At 72.5% G+C, this 15,492-nt stretch carries 13 protein-coding genes, 1 tRNA gene and 2 pseudogenes; 12 read left to right on the top strand and 4 right to left on the bottom strand.

Annotation, left to right across the window (positions count from 1 at the left end; translation table 11 throughout):
- Positions 1 to 69: 69 nt before the first annotated feature.
- Complete coding sequence (locus ACF9IK_RS16355; protein ID WP_395294931.1) at positions 70 to 1,362, bottom strand: DNA glycosylase AlkZ-like family protein; 1,293 nt, start codon at positions 1,360 to 1,362, stop codon at positions 70 to 72.
- A gap of 160 nt (positions 1,363 to 1,522) precedes the next feature.
- Here ACF9IK_RS16355 and ACF9IK_RS16350 point away from each other — a divergent pair.
- Positions 1,523 to 1,681, top strand: a pseudogene (locus ACF9IK_RS16350) (DNA polymerase beta superfamily protein); the annotation flags it as partial.
- 200 nt (positions 1,682 to 1,881) lie between these two features.
- Here ACF9IK_RS16350 and ACF9IK_RS16345 read toward each other — a convergent pair.
- Positions 1,882 to 3,762: a hypothetical protein gene (locus tag ACF9IK_RS16345; protein WP_395294930.1), complete on the bottom strand. Its 1,881-nt coding sequence runs from the start codon at positions 3,760 to 3,762 to the stop codon at positions 1,882 to 1,884.
- A gap of 462 nt (positions 3,763 to 4,224) precedes the next feature.
- Between ACF9IK_RS16345 and ACF9IK_RS16340 the strand changes: the two genes are divergently transcribed.
- From ACF9IK_RS16340 to ACF9IK_RS16330, 3 genes are read left to right on the top strand one after another with little or no spacing between them, the layout of a single operon-like run.
- Positions 4,225 to 4,761, top strand: coding sequence for a phosphatase PAP2 family protein (locus ACF9IK_RS16340; RefSeq protein ID WP_395294929.1), 537 nt, complete (start codon positions 4,225 to 4,227; stop codon positions 4,759 to 4,761).
- Positions 4,754 to 5,749, top strand: coding sequence for a decaprenyl-phosphate phosphoribosyltransferase (locus ACF9IK_RS16335; RefSeq protein WP_395294928.1), 996 nt, complete (start codon positions 4,754 to 4,756; stop codon positions 5,747 to 5,749). The genes ACF9IK_RS16340 and ACF9IK_RS16335 overlap by 8 nt, the downstream gene beginning before the upstream one ends.
- Before the next feature lies 1 nt (position 5,750).
- A complete protein-coding gene (locus ACF9IK_RS16330) occupies positions 5,751 to 6,191 on the top strand; it encodes a GtrA family protein (RefSeq protein ID WP_395294927.1) in 441 nt (146 codons plus the stop codon).
- 34 nt (positions 6,192 to 6,225) lie between these two features.
- Here ACF9IK_RS16330 and ACF9IK_RS16325 read toward each other — a convergent pair.
- Together ACF9IK_RS16325 and ACF9IK_RS16320 are read right to left on the bottom strand one after the other, a co-directional pair.
- Positions 6,226 to 6,381, bottom strand: a pseudogene (locus ACF9IK_RS16325) (IS5 family transposase); the annotation flags it as partial.
- Positions 6,382 to 6,463: 82 nt separating this feature from the next.
- Positions 6,464 to 7,168, bottom strand: coding sequence for a hypothetical protein (locus tag ACF9IK_RS16320; RefSeq protein ID WP_395294926.1), 705 nt, complete (start codon positions 7,166 to 7,168; stop codon positions 6,464 to 6,466).
- Positions 7,169 to 7,358: 190 nt separating this feature from the next.
- On the opposite strand from ACF9IK_RS16320, the gene ACF9IK_RS16315 reads away from it, so the two are divergent.
- The 8 genes from ACF9IK_RS16315 (at position 7,359) to ACF9IK_RS16280 (ending at position 15,455) form a co-directional block, all read left to right on the top strand.
- Positions 7,359 to 7,431 (top strand) — tRNA-Lys (locus tag ACF9IK_RS16315).
- 353 nt (positions 7,432 to 7,784) lie between these two features.
- Entirely contained in the window at positions 7,785 to 9,563 is a 1,779-nt protein-coding gene (locus ACF9IK_RS16310; RefSeq protein ID WP_395294925.1) for an LCP family protein, read from the top strand.
- 144 nt (positions 9,564 to 9,707) lie between these two features.
- Complete coding sequence (locus ACF9IK_RS16305) at positions 9,708 to 10,157, top strand: SRPBCC domain-containing protein (RefSeq protein WP_395294924.1); 450 nt, start codon at positions 9,708 to 9,710, stop codon at positions 10,155 to 10,157.
- 191 nt (positions 10,158 to 10,348) lie between these two features.
- Complete coding sequence (locus ACF9IK_RS16300; protein ID WP_395294923.1) at positions 10,349 to 11,146, top strand: VOC family protein; 798 nt, start codon at positions 10,349 to 10,351, stop codon at positions 11,144 to 11,146.
- A 97-nt stretch (positions 11,147 to 11,243) separates the two neighbouring features.
- The gene (locus ACF9IK_RS16295; RefSeq protein WP_395294922.1) at positions 11,244 to 11,993 is read left to right on the top strand and encodes an HAD family hydrolase; all 750 of its coding nucleotides are present in this window, start codon (positions 11,244 to 11,246) and stop codon (positions 11,991 to 11,993) included.
- Positions 11,990 to 14,398 carry a glycoside hydrolase family 65 protein gene (locus tag ACF9IK_RS16290; protein WP_395294921.1) on the top strand — a complete coding sequence of 803 codons (2,409 nt, stop codon included), beginning with the start codon at positions 11,990 to 11,992 and terminating at the stop codon, positions 14,396 to 14,398. Before ACF9IK_RS16295 ends, ACF9IK_RS16290 begins: the two co-directional genes overlap by 4 nt.
- A 71-nt stretch (positions 14,399 to 14,469) precedes the next feature.
- Positions 14,470 to 15,132: a helix-turn-helix domain-containing protein gene (locus ACF9IK_RS16285; protein WP_395294920.1), complete on the top strand. Its 663-nt coding sequence runs from the start codon at positions 14,470 to 14,472 to the stop codon at positions 15,130 to 15,132.
- Positions 15,133 to 15,164: 32 nt separating this feature from the next.
- Positions 15,165 to 15,455: a DUF6126 family protein gene (locus ACF9IK_RS16280; protein ID WP_395294919.1), complete on the top strand. Its 291-nt coding sequence runs from the start codon at positions 15,165 to 15,167 to the stop codon at positions 15,453 to 15,455.
- Positions 15,456 to 15,492: the final 37 nt, after the last annotated feature.

Genomic DNA, 15,492 nt, shown 5'->3' with positions numbered 1-15,492 from the left:
GGGCCCGTGTCACGGCCCGGGCCCCGCGTCACGGCCCGGGTCGACGTCACCGTCCCGCGGCCCCGGGCCTCACCACCCGGACGCGGCCGCCGCCGCCCGCAGGTCCGCGATCTTCGGCGCCCGGCTCCTCGGCGAGTCCAGGCTGAACCCGCGCGCGTCCCCCAGCTGGTCGCGGACGAAGGCCTCGGTCCGGGCCACCGCCGCCCGCAGTTCGGCGTCGGGCGGCGCGAACGACTGGTGGACGATCTCGGACCGCTCGACGTCGTACTCCCAGAAGCCGACGATCCGGCCCCGGTCCAGCACGACGTGGGTCTGCGGATCGGCCTCGTCGCCGAGGATGCGCCCGGCCTTCCCGCCCCTGCCGGACGGCAGCCGCCGGACCGCGTCGGCGGGGTCGACCAGCCGGGGCAGGTCTCGGTGGAGCAGGTGGATGCCGTCGATGCCGGCCAGCAGTGCGTAGGACGGTTCCGCCGGGACGGTGAACGCAGCGAACTCCTCGACGAGTTCGGGGAGCATCAGCAGCCCGCTGCCGGGCGGCCCGCCCGGCAGCGGGACGATCCCGGCCTCGGCGACGGCCCGCCGGGCGGTCGCCGCGGTGAAGCCGGAGAACCAGCGGAAGTGCCCGAGGTTCGCCGGGCCGGCCCAGGTGAAGTAGCGCCGGGCGAGGTCGACCGCGTCGCCGGCGACGGGCTGGTCCCACCCGAGGTAGCCGTAACGTTGCTGGTCCAGACGGCCGTTGGCCGGCACCCGGCGGATCTGGCCGCGCGACTGCATCAGCCCGAGGGCCAGCGGCAGGGTGGTGGAGAGACCGCGCCTCTTCCCGGCCTCGCCCAGCGACCGGACGGCGCCGCTGACCGCCACCCGGAGCGCGGCCGGGTCCTGCGGCGTGTCCGGGGCGGCGGCGAGGGCACGGCCGATCGCCAGGCAGAGCTTCTCCACCTCGTCCCGGCCGACCCCGAGGTGCTTCTCGGCGGAGGCCAACTCGCCTGCGGCGGAGGCCGCTCCGACCGCCAGGGCGAGCGCGAAGTCGGTGGCCGGCACCACGTAGGTGCAGCCGCGCGCGGCGGGCAGCTCGTGCACCTCCTGCCCGGCGACCGCCGCGTCCACCGTCTGCCGGTCCAGCCCGGCCCGGGCGAACAGCCCGAGGTAGGGCGCCGCGCCGCCCACCGAGCGGGCCCAGCCGGTGGTGGCCAGGACCTCGGCCGCGGACGCGCCGCGGTGGGTGCCGTCCAGCCACTGCCGGTGCGCCCACCAGGCCCGCAGCTTCTCGGGGGTGACGTCGGGCGCCGTGCCGGGTGCGGCACCGGGCGGGGCCGTGGAGGCGGCCTCGGGGTGCCGGGGGGTGCCGTTCGCCTTCGCCATGCGGCCAGTATCGGGCCCGGGCCGCCGCCGGGTGGGAATTCGCTCGCCCGGCGCGGCCCGCGCACGGCACACTCCTCTGACCGCACCGCGCGACGAGGGCCCCGCACACCGGCCGCGCCCGCGCGATCCCGACCGGGACCGTCCAGATCGGAGCAGATCCATGCCCACCGCACCCGGCACCGTCCTGCTCTCCGGGATCGTCGGCTCGACCGCGTACGGCCTCGCCCACGCCGGCTCCGACACCGACCGGCTCGGCCTCTTCGCCGCCCCCACCGAGGAGTTCCACGGCCTGCACCGCCCGGCCGAGTCCCGCGTCACCGTGCGCATCTGCGGGAGGAACAACCTCTTTCCTCAGCCGCCGCACCCGCGGAACGCGGTGCCGGGCCGCCCGGCCGGGGCCGCGCTGCTCGCCGGCTGACCGGCAGCGGTGGTGCAGTGATGCGCGTGTGCTGGGGACGACGGGGGCTGGTCCGGTGAACGTCACCGGACCAGGCCTCCGTTGTGGCGTCCCGCGGGTGATCAGATCCCGTCGAGCGCGAAGATCCGGATCGGGTCATTGCCGCTCACCAGGCGGAAGTGGCCGGGGTCCGTCTGGACCTGCGCGAGGAGCTGGGCGTCGGACTCGCCGGCCGGGTCGAGCGCGAGGAAGCCCGCGCCACTCCGCTTCAGGTCGGCACGGAGCGTGGCCAGATCCGTGGTGGAGTCGACCTGGACCAGTTCCCGTTCCATCTTCAGACCCATCAGCGGCAAGCGGATGTCGGGGCCCTTGTCGGTGATGGCGATCACCGACCCGTTCGGGAGCTTCCGAACGTTGGTGAAGGTGTTCCAGGGCCAGAGCTGCTTCTGTTGGAGCGTCCGGTTGCGCATCAGGCCGACGGTCTCGTCGATCGTCGCCGCCCGCAGGTGCGAACCGTCGGAGCTCACCGGGAGGTAGGTGGGCTCCGTCGCCGCCCACATCGGACCGGTGGCCGCAACCGCCAGCCCGAGCCCGACGGCCACCGATCCGGCCCAGCGCCCCCACGCTACCGAGCCGGCCGGCCGTTCTTCCGTACCGCCTATCCAGGTGAGGAGGACCGCGAGGAAGACCCCGCCGAGCACCGGCAGGTACAGGGTGTAGCGCGCCCACCACGGACCCGGGCTCGCCGCCGCCATCACCGCCATAGGTAGCAGCAGGCCGAGCAGCAGCGCCCACTGGCGTCGGACGGCGAACAGCACGGTCCCCGCCAGCACCGCCGGAAGAAGCACCCAGACCCAGCCGCCGCCGAGACCGCCCAGCCGTTGGTCGTACGAGAAGCCAGCCGCGATCGGGGTGGTCCACGACTCCCACAGCTGCGCGGGCACCCCGCCCGCCTCGAGGATCACCTTGGGCGTGTTATTGACCATGATCAGGTCGTGCACGGTGCCGCGTCCTGAGAAGCCGAACATGGTGAACGGATAGAAGGGGTTGCCGTGGGCCATCCACGTCCGGACGTACCAGTAGGACGACAGTAGGACCGAGGGCACGATCAGCGCCGCACTCAGCATTGCCGACTGGGTGACACCGCTGCGCAGGAACCCGGTCGCCTCGCGGCCCACCGAGCGGCGCTCCGCCAGAACCGCCAGCACCACCTGCGCGATCCCCACAGCGAAGACGCAAGCCATGGTCAGCAGGTTGGACGCCTTGACACTGGTCCCCAGGGCGAGGGCGATGCCTGCGAGCCAGAGGTGGCGGAGCCGTCCGCCGACCTCGCCGCTGCCGCTCGGGGTGGCGAGCACGAACTGGAACGCGGCGGCAGCTGTGGTGGCCGCGCCGACGTCAACATAGGAGGTTGCGGTCTGCGCGAGCACTGCCGGGGTCGTCAGGAACCCGAACCCGGCAAGCAGCGCGTGGTCGCGCCGCGCGCCGAAGCGCCGGGCGAGGGACACCGCGGCCGTGAAACCCAGCAGCAGGAAGGGGAGCGTCGCCGCCCAGGACCAGCGCAGCGTGTGGGTGAATACGCCGGCCCAGGCGCCCAGCAGCTCCTGGCCCTGCGGGTACACGTCGGACCAGAAGGCGGCCGGGGTATGGCCGATCTGACCGTTCTGGATCCAGACCGCGGGACCGACCAAGTGGTACCACATGCCGTCCCATTCGACGGGAAGCACAAAGGAGCCCAGCGCGACGCGCCACACGTAGGCGGCCGTCACCAGCAAACCGAGGAACACGGTGGCCGGGTTGCGCCAGAAGACGCCGACGGTGCTGCGAAGCGAGTGGGCGACGCCCGACACCGTCTCGCGGTACCGGACCAGGGCGGCCGGTCTGGTCCGGACCACGGCGATCTCCATCGCGGCCGCCAGTACGGCGGCGACGAGCATCGGAAGCGGTCTCAGGCCGCGCACGGGGACCCCGACGAGAAGGGCCAACCCGATCAGTTGCGTCACCGACGCCAGGATCCAGCCCGAGAGAGCGTCAGCAGCCCTCCAGGGGCCGAATGTGCCGATCACATGCGCTGTGCCGACGGCTGTCGCCGTCAGGGCCACTAGCAGCCCCAGTACGCCCACGAGCGATCCTCAACCCATCCACGATTCGGCCGCATTCGGCACTTGGCGATGAACTGACTGACCGTACCAGAGGCAGAAAAGATGGCCATCGGATGTTGCGCCCGTCACGTCAGCCGCCGCCGGCGCACCGTCGCCGGGCCTGAATCCCGCGGCAGGGACCGCTCACGCGTGAGGGGATCGCAAGTGCGGTATGAAAATAGTCTGTATCATGTCCCCGCATGCCTATCGCTAGGGGGGGCGCAAGAGCGGACTCGGGTCTGTGGGACCGGCGCATGCTGTGTGACTTCCCCGCTCCGAGTGAGGCCGTGCTCTCCCCGCTTCTGCAGCAGAGGAAATCCCAGAATGCCCCAGTTTCTCCGGGCGTTGGAACGTGCTGACCACAAGGTCCACCGGTCCGTCCGCGAGCGGTTCAATGACCAGCGCTCAGTGAACGCCAGCAAGGCCCTGTCCTGGACCGGCGAGCACGCCGCCGGTTGGATCGCCCTCGGCCTCGCCGGTGCGGTCCTCGACTCCGACCGCCGGGGCCGCTGGCTCCGAGCAACCGCCACGGTCGCCGGCGCTCATGCCGCCAGCATGGCGGTCAAGCGGGTGGTCCGTCGGCCGCGCCCCAACGGTCCGGGCATGGAGCCGCTGGTCAAGACCGCCGGGCAGCACAGCTTCCCCAGCTCGCATGCCACGTCCTCGGCCGCCGCCGTGGTCGCCTTCGCCTCGCTGCTCCCCGCCTCGGCGGTGGCTCCCGTAGCCGGCGCAATGTGCTTCTCCCGCCTGGTCGTCGGCGTCCACTACATGACCGACGTCGTCGGCGGTGCCGCTCTCGGCGCCGCCGTGGCCGCGGCCGGACGTTCCTGGATTGCCAAGGGGCAGCGGGCCGATGGCTGAGTCGACGACGCTCGACACCGAGCCCGTGGCGTCCCCGGCCGCTGCGGGTCCTGTCGAGCAGGCGGTTCTGGCCGGCACCGCGAGCACCGCGCCGACGGCCCGCCCGTTCAAGCTCAAGGCCCTTCCTGCTGGGCTGATCCGCAACGCCCGGCCCCGCCAGTGGGTCAAGAACGTCCTCGTGCTCGCGGCGCCGGGCGCCGCCGGGATGCTGACCGACACCACGGTGCTCAAGCAGGCCGGGATCGTCTTCGTCCTGTTCTGCGCGGCGGCGTCGGCGATCTACTTTCTCAACGACGCCATGGACGTCGAGGCCGACCGGGCCCACCCGACCAAGCGCAACCGTCCCATCGCCTCCGGGATCGTCCCGCTCCCGCTCGCCTACCTGTGTGCGGCTCTGCTCGCGGGCGGCGCGATCGGCGGGGCGCTCCTGCTGTGCAACCTGCCCACCGCCATCGCGCTGGGCACCTACCTGGTCATGCAGTTTCTCTACTGCACCGGCCTCAAGCACGTCCTCGTGGTTGATCTGGCCTTCGTGACGTCCGGCTTCCTGATCCGCGCCATGATCGGCGGACTCGCGGCCGACATCAAGCTGTCCCAGTGGTTCCTGATCACCACCGGGTTCGCCGCCCTGTTCATGGTTGGGGCCAAGCGTTACTCGGAGCTCGTCAGCATGGGCGAGCAGGCCGCTGACTCCCGCCGCCTGCTCGCCTCGTACACCCCCGGGTACCTGCGGTTCGTCTGGCAGGCCTCCGCGGCTGTGGCCCTGCTCAGCTACTGCCTGTGGTCGTCCGACAATGCCGCCGGAGCGGACACCGCGCTGCGGCAGATCACCGTCCTGCCGTTCGTCTTCGCGATCCTGCGCTACGCCGTCTTCGCCGACCGTGGCCACGCCGAGGCTCCGGAGAACGTCGTCCTCAAGGATCGTCCGCTACTCGTCCTCGGCGCCATCTGGGCCGGGCTGTACGGGTTCGCTGTTCTGGCCGGGTGACATGGCTGCACTCCGTGACCGGCTGAGTACGGCGCTCCCCGAACTGCTGAAGTTTGGAATCATCGGCGGTCTGGGATACGCCACCGACATCCTGCTCTTCCTCGTCCTCCGCGACGGGGCCGGACCGGTCCTCGCCAAGGTGCTGTCGCTGACCGCCTCGACCGCTGTCGCCTTCGTCGGGAACAAGTACTGGACCTTCCGGGCCCGGCGGGCCGGGGCCCCGAAGGGCGAGACCGGCCGGGAGACCGCCATGTTCTTGGTGGTCAACCTCTTCGGCGCAGTGGTTCAGCTCGGCTGTCTCGGGGTCTCGCACTACCTGCTCGACCTGACCACTCCGACCGCCGACCTGATCTCCGGCAGCGTGATCGGGATGGCGCTGGCGACCGCCCTGCGCTTCTGGGGCACCCGGACCCTCGTGTTCCGCCCTGCCGCCGGGGCCTGACCGGGCGTTTCGCCCCTGAGTCTGGGGCTGATGTTCCGCGCCAGGTGGGGGCGCCGGTGAGTCGGCGGGTCATGAGGTTGATTATCGCGACGTGAATCACGGCTGCAGAGCGAGTGGGAAGGGCTTCGTAGTCCCGGGCGAGGCGCCGGTGTGCGGTGAGCCAGGTGGTTGGGTCGGCCGCGCGGCGAGGTGCCTGACTGGCAGGCTCTTTCCCGCGCGGCGTCCCGCCGAACCGGGCATGTCGGGTTCCCGGTCATCCGGCTCTCCAGTGATCACGGCGTTGGTGATCCGGCCGTTCGTGTCTCGTGGATGCGGTCATGGCAGGCAGCGCAGGCCGCGAGCGTCTTGCGCCGCCGGTCGAGCATGACGCGCGCCCAGTCGGACGGCGGCCATCCGGCACGGGCGAGATCGGCAAGGGCCCTGCCGTGATGCACCTGGACATCACCGGTGGCCCCGCAGGCCTCACATGTGTCCGCCAGGAGACGGGAGGTCAGCTCCTTCTGCGGACAGTCCACCCAGACGGATCGTCGCCGAGACGGGGATGCCCGCAGCGGAGGTCGCGCGGAGCTCGGGATCAACGAGACCACCCTGACCCCACCTGGGTTTCCCGGTCGCGGAAGGCTGGCAGTGACGGGACATTGGGCGAGTCCGAGCGCGAGGAGCTGGCCCGGCTGCGGTGGCAGTCGGCCGAACGGGACAAGTTTGTCCGGGAGTTGGAGACGGAGCGTGATGTTCTCAAGCGCTGCATGACCCTGCGGGTGAAATAGCTGTGGCGGACCCGGCGGCGCTTGTCGGGGTGATCGGCGACCAGAGGGCCGAGCGCGGCATCCTGCATTCCGTCTCCTGCCACGCGCTCGGTGTGTCTGCGGCGTGGTTCTGCATCTGGGGCTGGCGGGCCAGTGGCGCGTGAGCAGGCCGCTCGGTTCCGTGCCAAGCGCTTCGTGGGGCGCGGGTGGCGATGCGTCAGCCCCACCCATGCCGTGTCCGTGATGTGTCCGGACGCCTTCGGACCATGCGGGGCGCGGGAACAGATTGACGTGTCCCCGGCGAATTTGTGGCTAGCCCGTGCGGCAGTGCGCGGTGAGCGCATTACACGTGCCCTGATCTGCGCAAACGCCGCACAGTGCGTCGCGCGGCGGCACGCTCTGGCATACTGTCGCCGGTGTAGGGCCGCTAGCTCAATTGGCAGAGCTGCGGACTTTTAATCCGTAGGTTCAGGGTTCGAGCCCCTGGCGGCCCACGGTTGCGGGGCCGGACCGGACGCGAGTCCCGGTCCGGCTCCGCTGCGTTGGGGGAGTCGTGGACGGGTGTTGACGGAGGGTCACCCGTGCGTGCGGGCAGGGTTCCTGGACCGGTGGGGCACCGGCGGGTGATCGAGAGCACGGCCGGATAAATATGACCGGCTTGTATGCTCCGAGAGGGCCTGCTGTGGCTGCAGGGGGCCGTAGGAGGGGGCTGCGGGGACGATCGCGGGGGGCGTTCGTAGGTCATTGCGACCTTCGTATGTGCAACCCGGCGGTGGTTCCAGCCGTCTCTCTGTGTGCAGTGCACCCGGATGTGCGGGTGCCGCGTCCGCCGGTGAAAGGTACACGGATGTCAGGTCAATGGGGCGAGGGCCCGGCTCGTGGTGACGACGCGCCTGGTGCGCTCACGACCGAGGCGGGCGACGGCGGCGCGGTGCCGCAGCCGCGGACCGGCGGGCGGGCCGAGGCCCGGCGGGCGGCTCAGGGCAAGGGCCCGCAGGGCAAGGGGGGACCGGAGACGGGCGGGCCGTCCGGCCCCGTCCCCGGCGGCCGGGCGGCGGCCCGCAACAGCCGGAAGCCGCCCAAGAACGTGAAGAAGATCGTCGCCTGGTCGGCGGCCGGGGTGCTGGTGCTGATAGCCGGCGCCGGGGGGGCGATCTACCTCAAGCTCAACGCCAACATCAAGTCCTTCGACGCGGACGCCATCGCCACCGACCGGCCGCCCGAGGCGCAGGCGGACGCGGACGGCAACAAGCCGGTGAACGTGCTGCTGGTCGGCTCGGACAGCCGCGGCAAGAACAACGCCGACCTGGGCGGCGGCGACGACGGCGGCGCCCGTTCGGACACCACGATCCTGCTGCACGTCTACGCCGACCATAAGCACGCGGTCGGCATCTCGATCCCGCGCAACTCCAAGGTCACCCTGCCGGCCTGCAAGCTGCCGAGCGGCAAGTGGACCAAGGAGAAGCCGAACGCCTTGTTCAACGAGGCCTTCGCCGTCGGCGGGACGGACGACGGCAACCCGGCCTGCACCCAGAACACCGTGGAGAAGCTCACCGGCATCCGGGTCGACCACACCATCGTGGTCGACTTCCAGGGCTTCTCGGCGATGACCAAGGCGGTCCACGGCGTCGACGTCTGCCTGCCGAAGCCGATCTACGAGAGCGACATCAACCAGAAGCTCCTCCCCAAGAAGGGGAACCTCGTCCTGCCGCAGGGCCCGCAGAAGGTCGAGGGCCAGAAGGCGCTCGACTACGTCCGGCTGCGGCACGGCCTCGGCGACGGCTCCGACATCGGCCGGATGAAGCGCCAGCAGGCCTTCCTCAGCTCGCTGGCCAAGAACATCAAGGGCCAGGGCCTCAACCCGACCACCCTGCTGCCGCTCGCCGACGCCGCCACCAAGTCGCTGGTCGTCGACCCCGGGCTGGACTCGGCGGACAAGCTGCTCTCCTTCGGCCTCTCGTTGAAGAACATCGACCTGCACGACCTCAAGTTCGTCACGGTGCCCTGGCGCTACCGCACCGTGGATGCCGACCTCGACATCGTCCAGCCCGACGCCGGCAAGCTCTGGGAGACCATCAAGGCCGACCGGACCCTCGACGGCCAGAACGCCACGGGTGAGCAGCCGGACGCGCCCGCCTCGCCGTCCGCCTCCGCCGGACCGGGAGCCCCCGCCACCACCTCCGCCGCCCCGGCGGCGGCCCCCGACGCGGGCAACGCGGCGATCAAGGTGGCGGTCTACAACGGCACCACCACCCGGGGCATGGCGGACAAGGCGAGCGAGCAGCTCAAGGCGGCGAAGTTCACCGTCACCAAGGCGGGCACGGCAGCCAGCACCAAGTACACGACCACGATGGTCGAGTACGGCTCCGGCCAGAAGGCCAACGCCGAGAAGGTCGCCGCGCTGTTCCCGGGGGCGACCGTCGAGGCCGGCAGCTCGGCGGGCGTCACCGTGATCGTGGGCAAGGACTTCGTGGCGGCCAACGGCGGCACGGCCGCCGCCTCCGGCACCTCCGGTCCCTCGGCCGCCCCGACCGCCCCGGGACCGCTGCCCACCAGCGTCACCAACGAGGCCCGCTCGGCGGACGACGACATCTGCGCGGGCACCACCTACGGCAGCGGCGGGTAGCGGCCGGCGACGCAGGGCGACGGGGCCGGGCCCGGGGTGTGCGCGCCCCGGGCCCGTGCCATGGTGGCCGTTGGGGACCACGGAACGGGCCCACGTGGCGGGCCGTGGAACGAGGGGGGCCCGCAGGACCGAAAGGCGGACCCCATGGCCGAGATCGCCATGCAGTTCGACATCGCCGCGCCCCGCGACGTCGTGCTCGCCGCGCTCAACACCCACGACGGCCTCACCAGCTGGTGGACCACCGAGGTCGACCGGGACGAGGACGAGGTGCTGCTCTTCGACTTCCCGGGCGTCCCCGAGCCGTTCCGGCTGCGCCGCGAGCGCGCCGACCGGGACCGGGTGGTGTGGACGAACGTCGGTACCTTCCCGCCGCACTGGGCCGGCACCTGGATCAGCTGGGAGCTCGCGGACCAGCCCGGCGACCCCGGCCGCACCCGGCTGCTGTTCCGGCACGGCGGCTGGCAGCCCGGCACCGAGGAGGGCGTCCCGACGGTGGCCGGCACCTGGGCGGAGCTGATCGTCCGGCTCAAGGACTACGTGCAGAGCGGCAAGGTGCAGCCGTACTTCGTGAAGGCCCCGGAGCACACTGCGTGACGGTGCGCCGGGGGCGTCCCCCGCCGGGCGCCGTCCGGTGGCGCGATCGCGGTGGCGCGGCGAAGGTGGGCGGTGTACCGCCGTCCGGTCGTCCGCCCGGTGCGGGAGCGCCGCGCCCGCCCCGACGGCTCCCGCACGGAGTGCCGGACCGGCGGGCCCGGCGGAGGACCATCGCTCTTGGAGGCCCAGCAATGCCCGTAGTCACCGCTCCGTACAAGCCCGGCACCCCGTGCTGGGTCGACCTGATGGCGAGCGACCAGCAGGCCGCGCTCGACTTCTACCGCGACCTGTTCGGCTGGCAGGGCGAGGTCGGCCCGCCCGAGTTCGGCGGCTACTCCGTGTGCTCGCTGAACGGCAAGCCGGTCGCCGGGATCATGGCGCAGACGGCCCCGGAGGGCCAGCCCGTCCCGCCGGTCGCCTGGACGACGTACCTGGCCTCGGACGACGCCGACGCCACCGGCCGGGCCATCGCCGACAGCGGCGGCACCATCCTCTACCCCGTGATGGACGTCGGCACGGTCGGCCGGATGCTGGTCGCCGCCGATCCGACCGGCGCGGTGTTCGGCGTCTGGCAGAAGGTGGACTTCTCCGGCGCGGGCGTGGTCAACGAGCCCGGCGCGCTGGTCTGGAACGAGCTCAACACCACCGACACCGACGCGGCCGGGCGGTTCTACCACCAGGCGCTCGGCCTGCGCCCGGCGACCATCCAGGGCATGGAGGGCTACTACTCGCTCAACGTCGGCGAGCGCACGGTGGGCGGCATGCAGCCGGTCGCCGGGTACCTGGCGGAAGGCACGCCCCCGCACTGGATGACGTACTTCTCGGTGGACGACACCGACTCCACGGTGGACGCCCTGGTGAAGGCGGGCGGTTCGGTGATCCAGCCGCCGTTCGACATGCAGTCCGGCCGGATGGCCGTCGTGCAGGACCCGCAGGGCGCGGTCTTCGCGGTGACGGCGGCGCCCGAGTCCCAGATGCCCGACTCCTGAGCGCCGCCGGGCCCGGGAGCCACCGGAAGCCGCCCCTTCCCGCGACGCGCCGCCGGGAATGGGTGGCTTCCCCGCGTTCACGGGTAAGACTGCACCCATGCTGGGGCTTCCGGACGACATCCGCGCTTTCCTCTTCGACCTCGACGGGGTGCTCACCCAGACCGCCAAGGTGCACGCCGCGGCCTGGAAGGACACCTTCGACGCCTTCCTGCGCGCGGAAGCGGCCCGCACCGGCGGGCAGTTCGTCCCCTTCGACGCGGTCGTCGACTACGACACCTACGTCGACGGCCGCCCGAGACTCGACGGTACCCGCGCGTTCCTGGAGAGCCGCGGCATCGCGCTCCCCGAGGGCACCGACGCCGACCCGCCCGGCACCCGCACGGTGCACGGCATCAGCCTGGCCAAGAACGACACCGTGCTGCGGATGATCCGCGAGCAGGGCGTCCAGCCCTACGAGGGCTCGGTCGCCTACGTGCGCCGGCTGCGGGAGCTCGGGCTGCCCGGCGCGGTGGTCTCGTCCAGCGCGAACTGCCGGGACGTCCTGCGGGCCGCCGGGATCGAGGACCTGTTCGACGTGATCGTGGACGGCCTGGTCGCCAAGCGCGAGGGACTGCCCGGCAAGCCGGCCCCGGACACCTACCTGGCCGCCGCCCGTGCCCTGGGCGTCGAGCCGGCACACGCCGCCGTCTTCGAGGACGCGCTCGCCGGCGTCGCCTCCGGCCGGGCCGGAGGCTTCGGCGCGGTGGTCGGGGTGGACCGCGTCGGCCAGGCCGCCGAGCTGCGCCGCGACGGCGCCACCGTGGTCGTCACCGACCTCGCCGAACTGCTCGAAGGAGGCGCGGCATGACCGGCCTGGACAACTTCTCGGTCGACCCGTGGCAGATCGTCGAGCCAGGCCTCGACCTGGCCTCGATGGCCCGCGCCGAGTCGCTCTTCGCCCTCTCCAACGGCCACATCGGCCTGCGCGGCAACCTGGACGAGGGCGAGCCGCACGGCCTGCCCGGCACCTATCTCAACGGCGTCTTCGAGCTGCGCCCGCTGCCGTACGGCGAGGGCGGCTACGGCTACCCGGAGTCCAGCCAGAGCATCATCAACATCACCAACGGCAAGATCATCCGGCTGCTGGTGGACGACGAGCCCTTCGACCTGCGCTACGGCGAACTGCTCAGCCACCGGAGGTGGTTGGACTTCCGCGAGGGGCTGCTGCGGCGCGAGGCGGAGTGGGCCTCCCCGGCCGGGCGGACGATCCGGGTGAACTCCACCCGGCTGGTCTCGCTCACCCAGCGCGCCATCGCCGCCGTCGAGTACACCGTCGAGGCGGTGGACGGGCCGGTGCGGATCGTCCTCCAGTCGGAGCTGGTCGCCAACGAGCAGCTGCCCGGCGGCCCCGAGGGCGACCCCAGGGCGGCCGCCGTGCTGGAGGCGCCGCTGCTCGCCGAGGCCAGCCACGCCGGCGGCACCAAGGCCGTCCTGGTGCACCGCACCCGCTACAGCGGCATTCGGGTCGCCGCCGGGATGGACCACTTCATCGACGGCCCGGAGCGGCTGGACACCGTCGCCGAGTCCGAGGCCGACCACTGCCGGATCAGCGTGACCACCGTGCTCGAACCGGGCCAGAAGCTGCGCCTGGTGAAGTTCATGTCCTACGGCTGGTCCGCGACCCGCTCGCTGCCCGCCGTCCGGGACCAGGTGGAGGCCGCGCTGACCGCCGCCCGGTACACCGGCTGGGACGGCCTGGTGGCCGAACAGGCCGCCTTCCTCAGCGAGTTCTGGGAGACCAGCGACGTCGAGATCGAGGGCGACGTCGAGCTCCAGCAGGCCGTCCGGTTCGCCGTCTTCCACGTGCTGCAGGCGGGCGCCCGGAGCGAGGAGCGGGCCATCCCCGCCAAGGGCCTGACCGGCCCCGGCTACGACGGCCACAGTTTCTGGGACACCGAGACCTTCGTCCTGCCGGTGCTCACCTACTGCCTGCCGGGCGCCGTCAACCAGGCGCTGCGCTGGCGGCACACCACGCTGCCGATGGCCCGCGAGCGGGCCGTCCAACTCGGCCTTTCGGGCGCGGTGTTCCCGTGGCGGACGATCCGCGGCGAGGAGTGCTCCGGGTACTGGCCGGCCGGCACCGCGGCCTTCCACATCGGCGCCGACATCGCCGTCTCCGCCGCCCGGTACGTCCGGGCCACCGGGGACGTCGAGTTCGAGCGCGAGTACGGGCTGGAGCTGCTGGTCGAGACGGCCCGGATGTGGCGCTCGCTCGGCCACCACGACGCCGTCGGCAAGTTCCGCATCGAGGGCGTCACCGGGCCGGACGAGTACAGCGCGGTCGCCGACAACAACGTCTTCACCAACCTGATGGCGCAGACCAACCTGCGCGTCGCCGCCGAGGCCGCCGCCCGGCACCCGCGGGAGGCCGCCGCGCTCGGCGTGGACACCGAGGAGACCGCCGCCTGGCGGGACGCCGCCGCGGCGATGTTCGTCCCGTACGACGAGAACCTCGGCGTCCACCCGCAGGCCGACGGCTTCACCGACCACCAGGTCTGGGACTTCGAGCGCACCCCGCCGGAGAACTACCCGCTGCTGCTCCACTACCCGTACTTCGACCTGTACCGGAAGCAGGTGGTCAAGCAGGCCGACCTGGTGCTCGCCATGCAGGTGCGCGGCGACGCCTTCACCGACGAGCAGAAGGCCCGCAACTTCGCCTACTACGAGCGGCTGACCGTCCGCGACTCCTCGCTCTCGGCCTGCACCCAGGCGGTGATCGCCGCCGAGGTCGGCCAGATGGACCTCGCGTACGACTACACCGCCGAGGCCGCCCTGATGGACCTGCACGACCTCGGCGGCAACACCCGCGACGGCCTGCACATGGCCTCGCTCGCCGGCGCCTGCATCGCCCTGGTGGCCGGGTTCGGCGGCCTGCGGGACAACACGGAGGTGCTGTCCTTCCGGCCCCGGCTGCCGACCGGGCTGATGAGGCTGAGCTTCTCGCTGCTGGTGCGCGGCCAGCTGCTCGGGGTGCGGATCACCCACGAGGGGACGACGTACACGCTGCGCCGGGGCGAGGTGATCCACCTGCGGCACGACGGCGAGGCGGTGCAGGTGAAGGCGGGCACGCCGGTCACGCTGCCCACCACGGTGCCGCCCGCCCAGGAGCGCTGCGCCCAGCCGCCCGGCCGCGAGCCGGCCCGGCGCCAGCCGCAGGCCGGGGTGGCCGCGGGGACGCTCGGCCCGGGGCCGGACCACCTGGCGGCGGAGTAGAGGGCGGGACGCGGTTTGCCTCTGAGGCAAATTTCTTGCCCGTGTGGCACGCGGGGGTGTCCACTGGTCACATGAGCACCAGCCCGTCCGGCCCCACCACCGCCGGTTCCGCCGGTTCCGCCGGTTCCACCGGTGACCAGCTCGACGACCAGGAGGTCGCCGGCCTCGCCGCGCGACTGCGTGAGCACCGGCTCGGCAGCCGCCTCACCCTGGAGGTGGCCGCCGCCCGGGTCGGCCTCTCCCCAGCCTATCTGTCCCGGTTGGAGACCGGCCGACGGCAGCCGTCGCTGCCCGTCCTGCTGGGCCTCGCCCGCGCCTACGGCACGTCCGTCTCCGGCCTCCTCGGCGAGGCCATGGTCGAGCCGGACCCGGTGGTTCGCGGCGGCGCGATCGAGCCCGGCCGCGCGGGCGGCTGGGGCTACCGGCGGGCCGGTGCGCCCGGCCGGGCGATGCAGGCGCTGCGCGTGCACGTCCCGCTGGGCGTCCAGGACGCCGTCGTCCGGGTCCACCCGGGCGAGGAGTGGCTCTACGTCCTCCAGGGCCGGCTGAAGCTGACCCTCGGCGACCGCCTCCACCAGCTCGACGAGGGCGACTCCGCGCACTTCGACTCGCTCACCCCGCACTGCATCGCCGCGGAGTCGTCCGGCGGGGTCGAGCTGCTCTTCGTCCACACCCTGCTGCAGAGCCCCGGCGGTGAACTCTGCCTCGGCGGCGGCCCTGCCGCTCCGCACTGACCCACCGTCAGACCTCCCGGAGGAGATCTCCCATGGCTGATCCCACCACCGTCACCACCGTCAGCGCCGACACCGCCCCCGCTGCCCCCGCTGCCCCCGCCGCCCCCGCTGCCCCCGCCGCCCCCGCTGCCCCCGCTGCCCCCGCCGCCCCCGCCGCCCCCGCCGCCCCCGCCGCCCCCGCTGCCCCCGCCGCGAAGACCGTCGACGCCGGCAAGTGGGCCAACCGCCGCGTCGGCATCCGCCTGGTGATCTACACGGTCGCGACGCACGCCTTCGCGGGCTTCATCCTCCTGCTCTTCGAGCTGGGCAACCGGAACAAGTAGCGACCCCTGCGCGCAGGCGGACAGGCCCCGGGCCCGC

Source organism: Kitasatospora hibisci, from assembly GCF_043950205.1.
In the GTDB taxonomy this organism is placed as follows: Bacteria; Actinomycetota; Actinomycetes; order Streptomycetales; family Streptomycetaceae; genus Kitasatospora; species Kitasatospora hibisci.
This window is presented reverse-complemented; position numbering and strand designations above follow the sequence as displayed.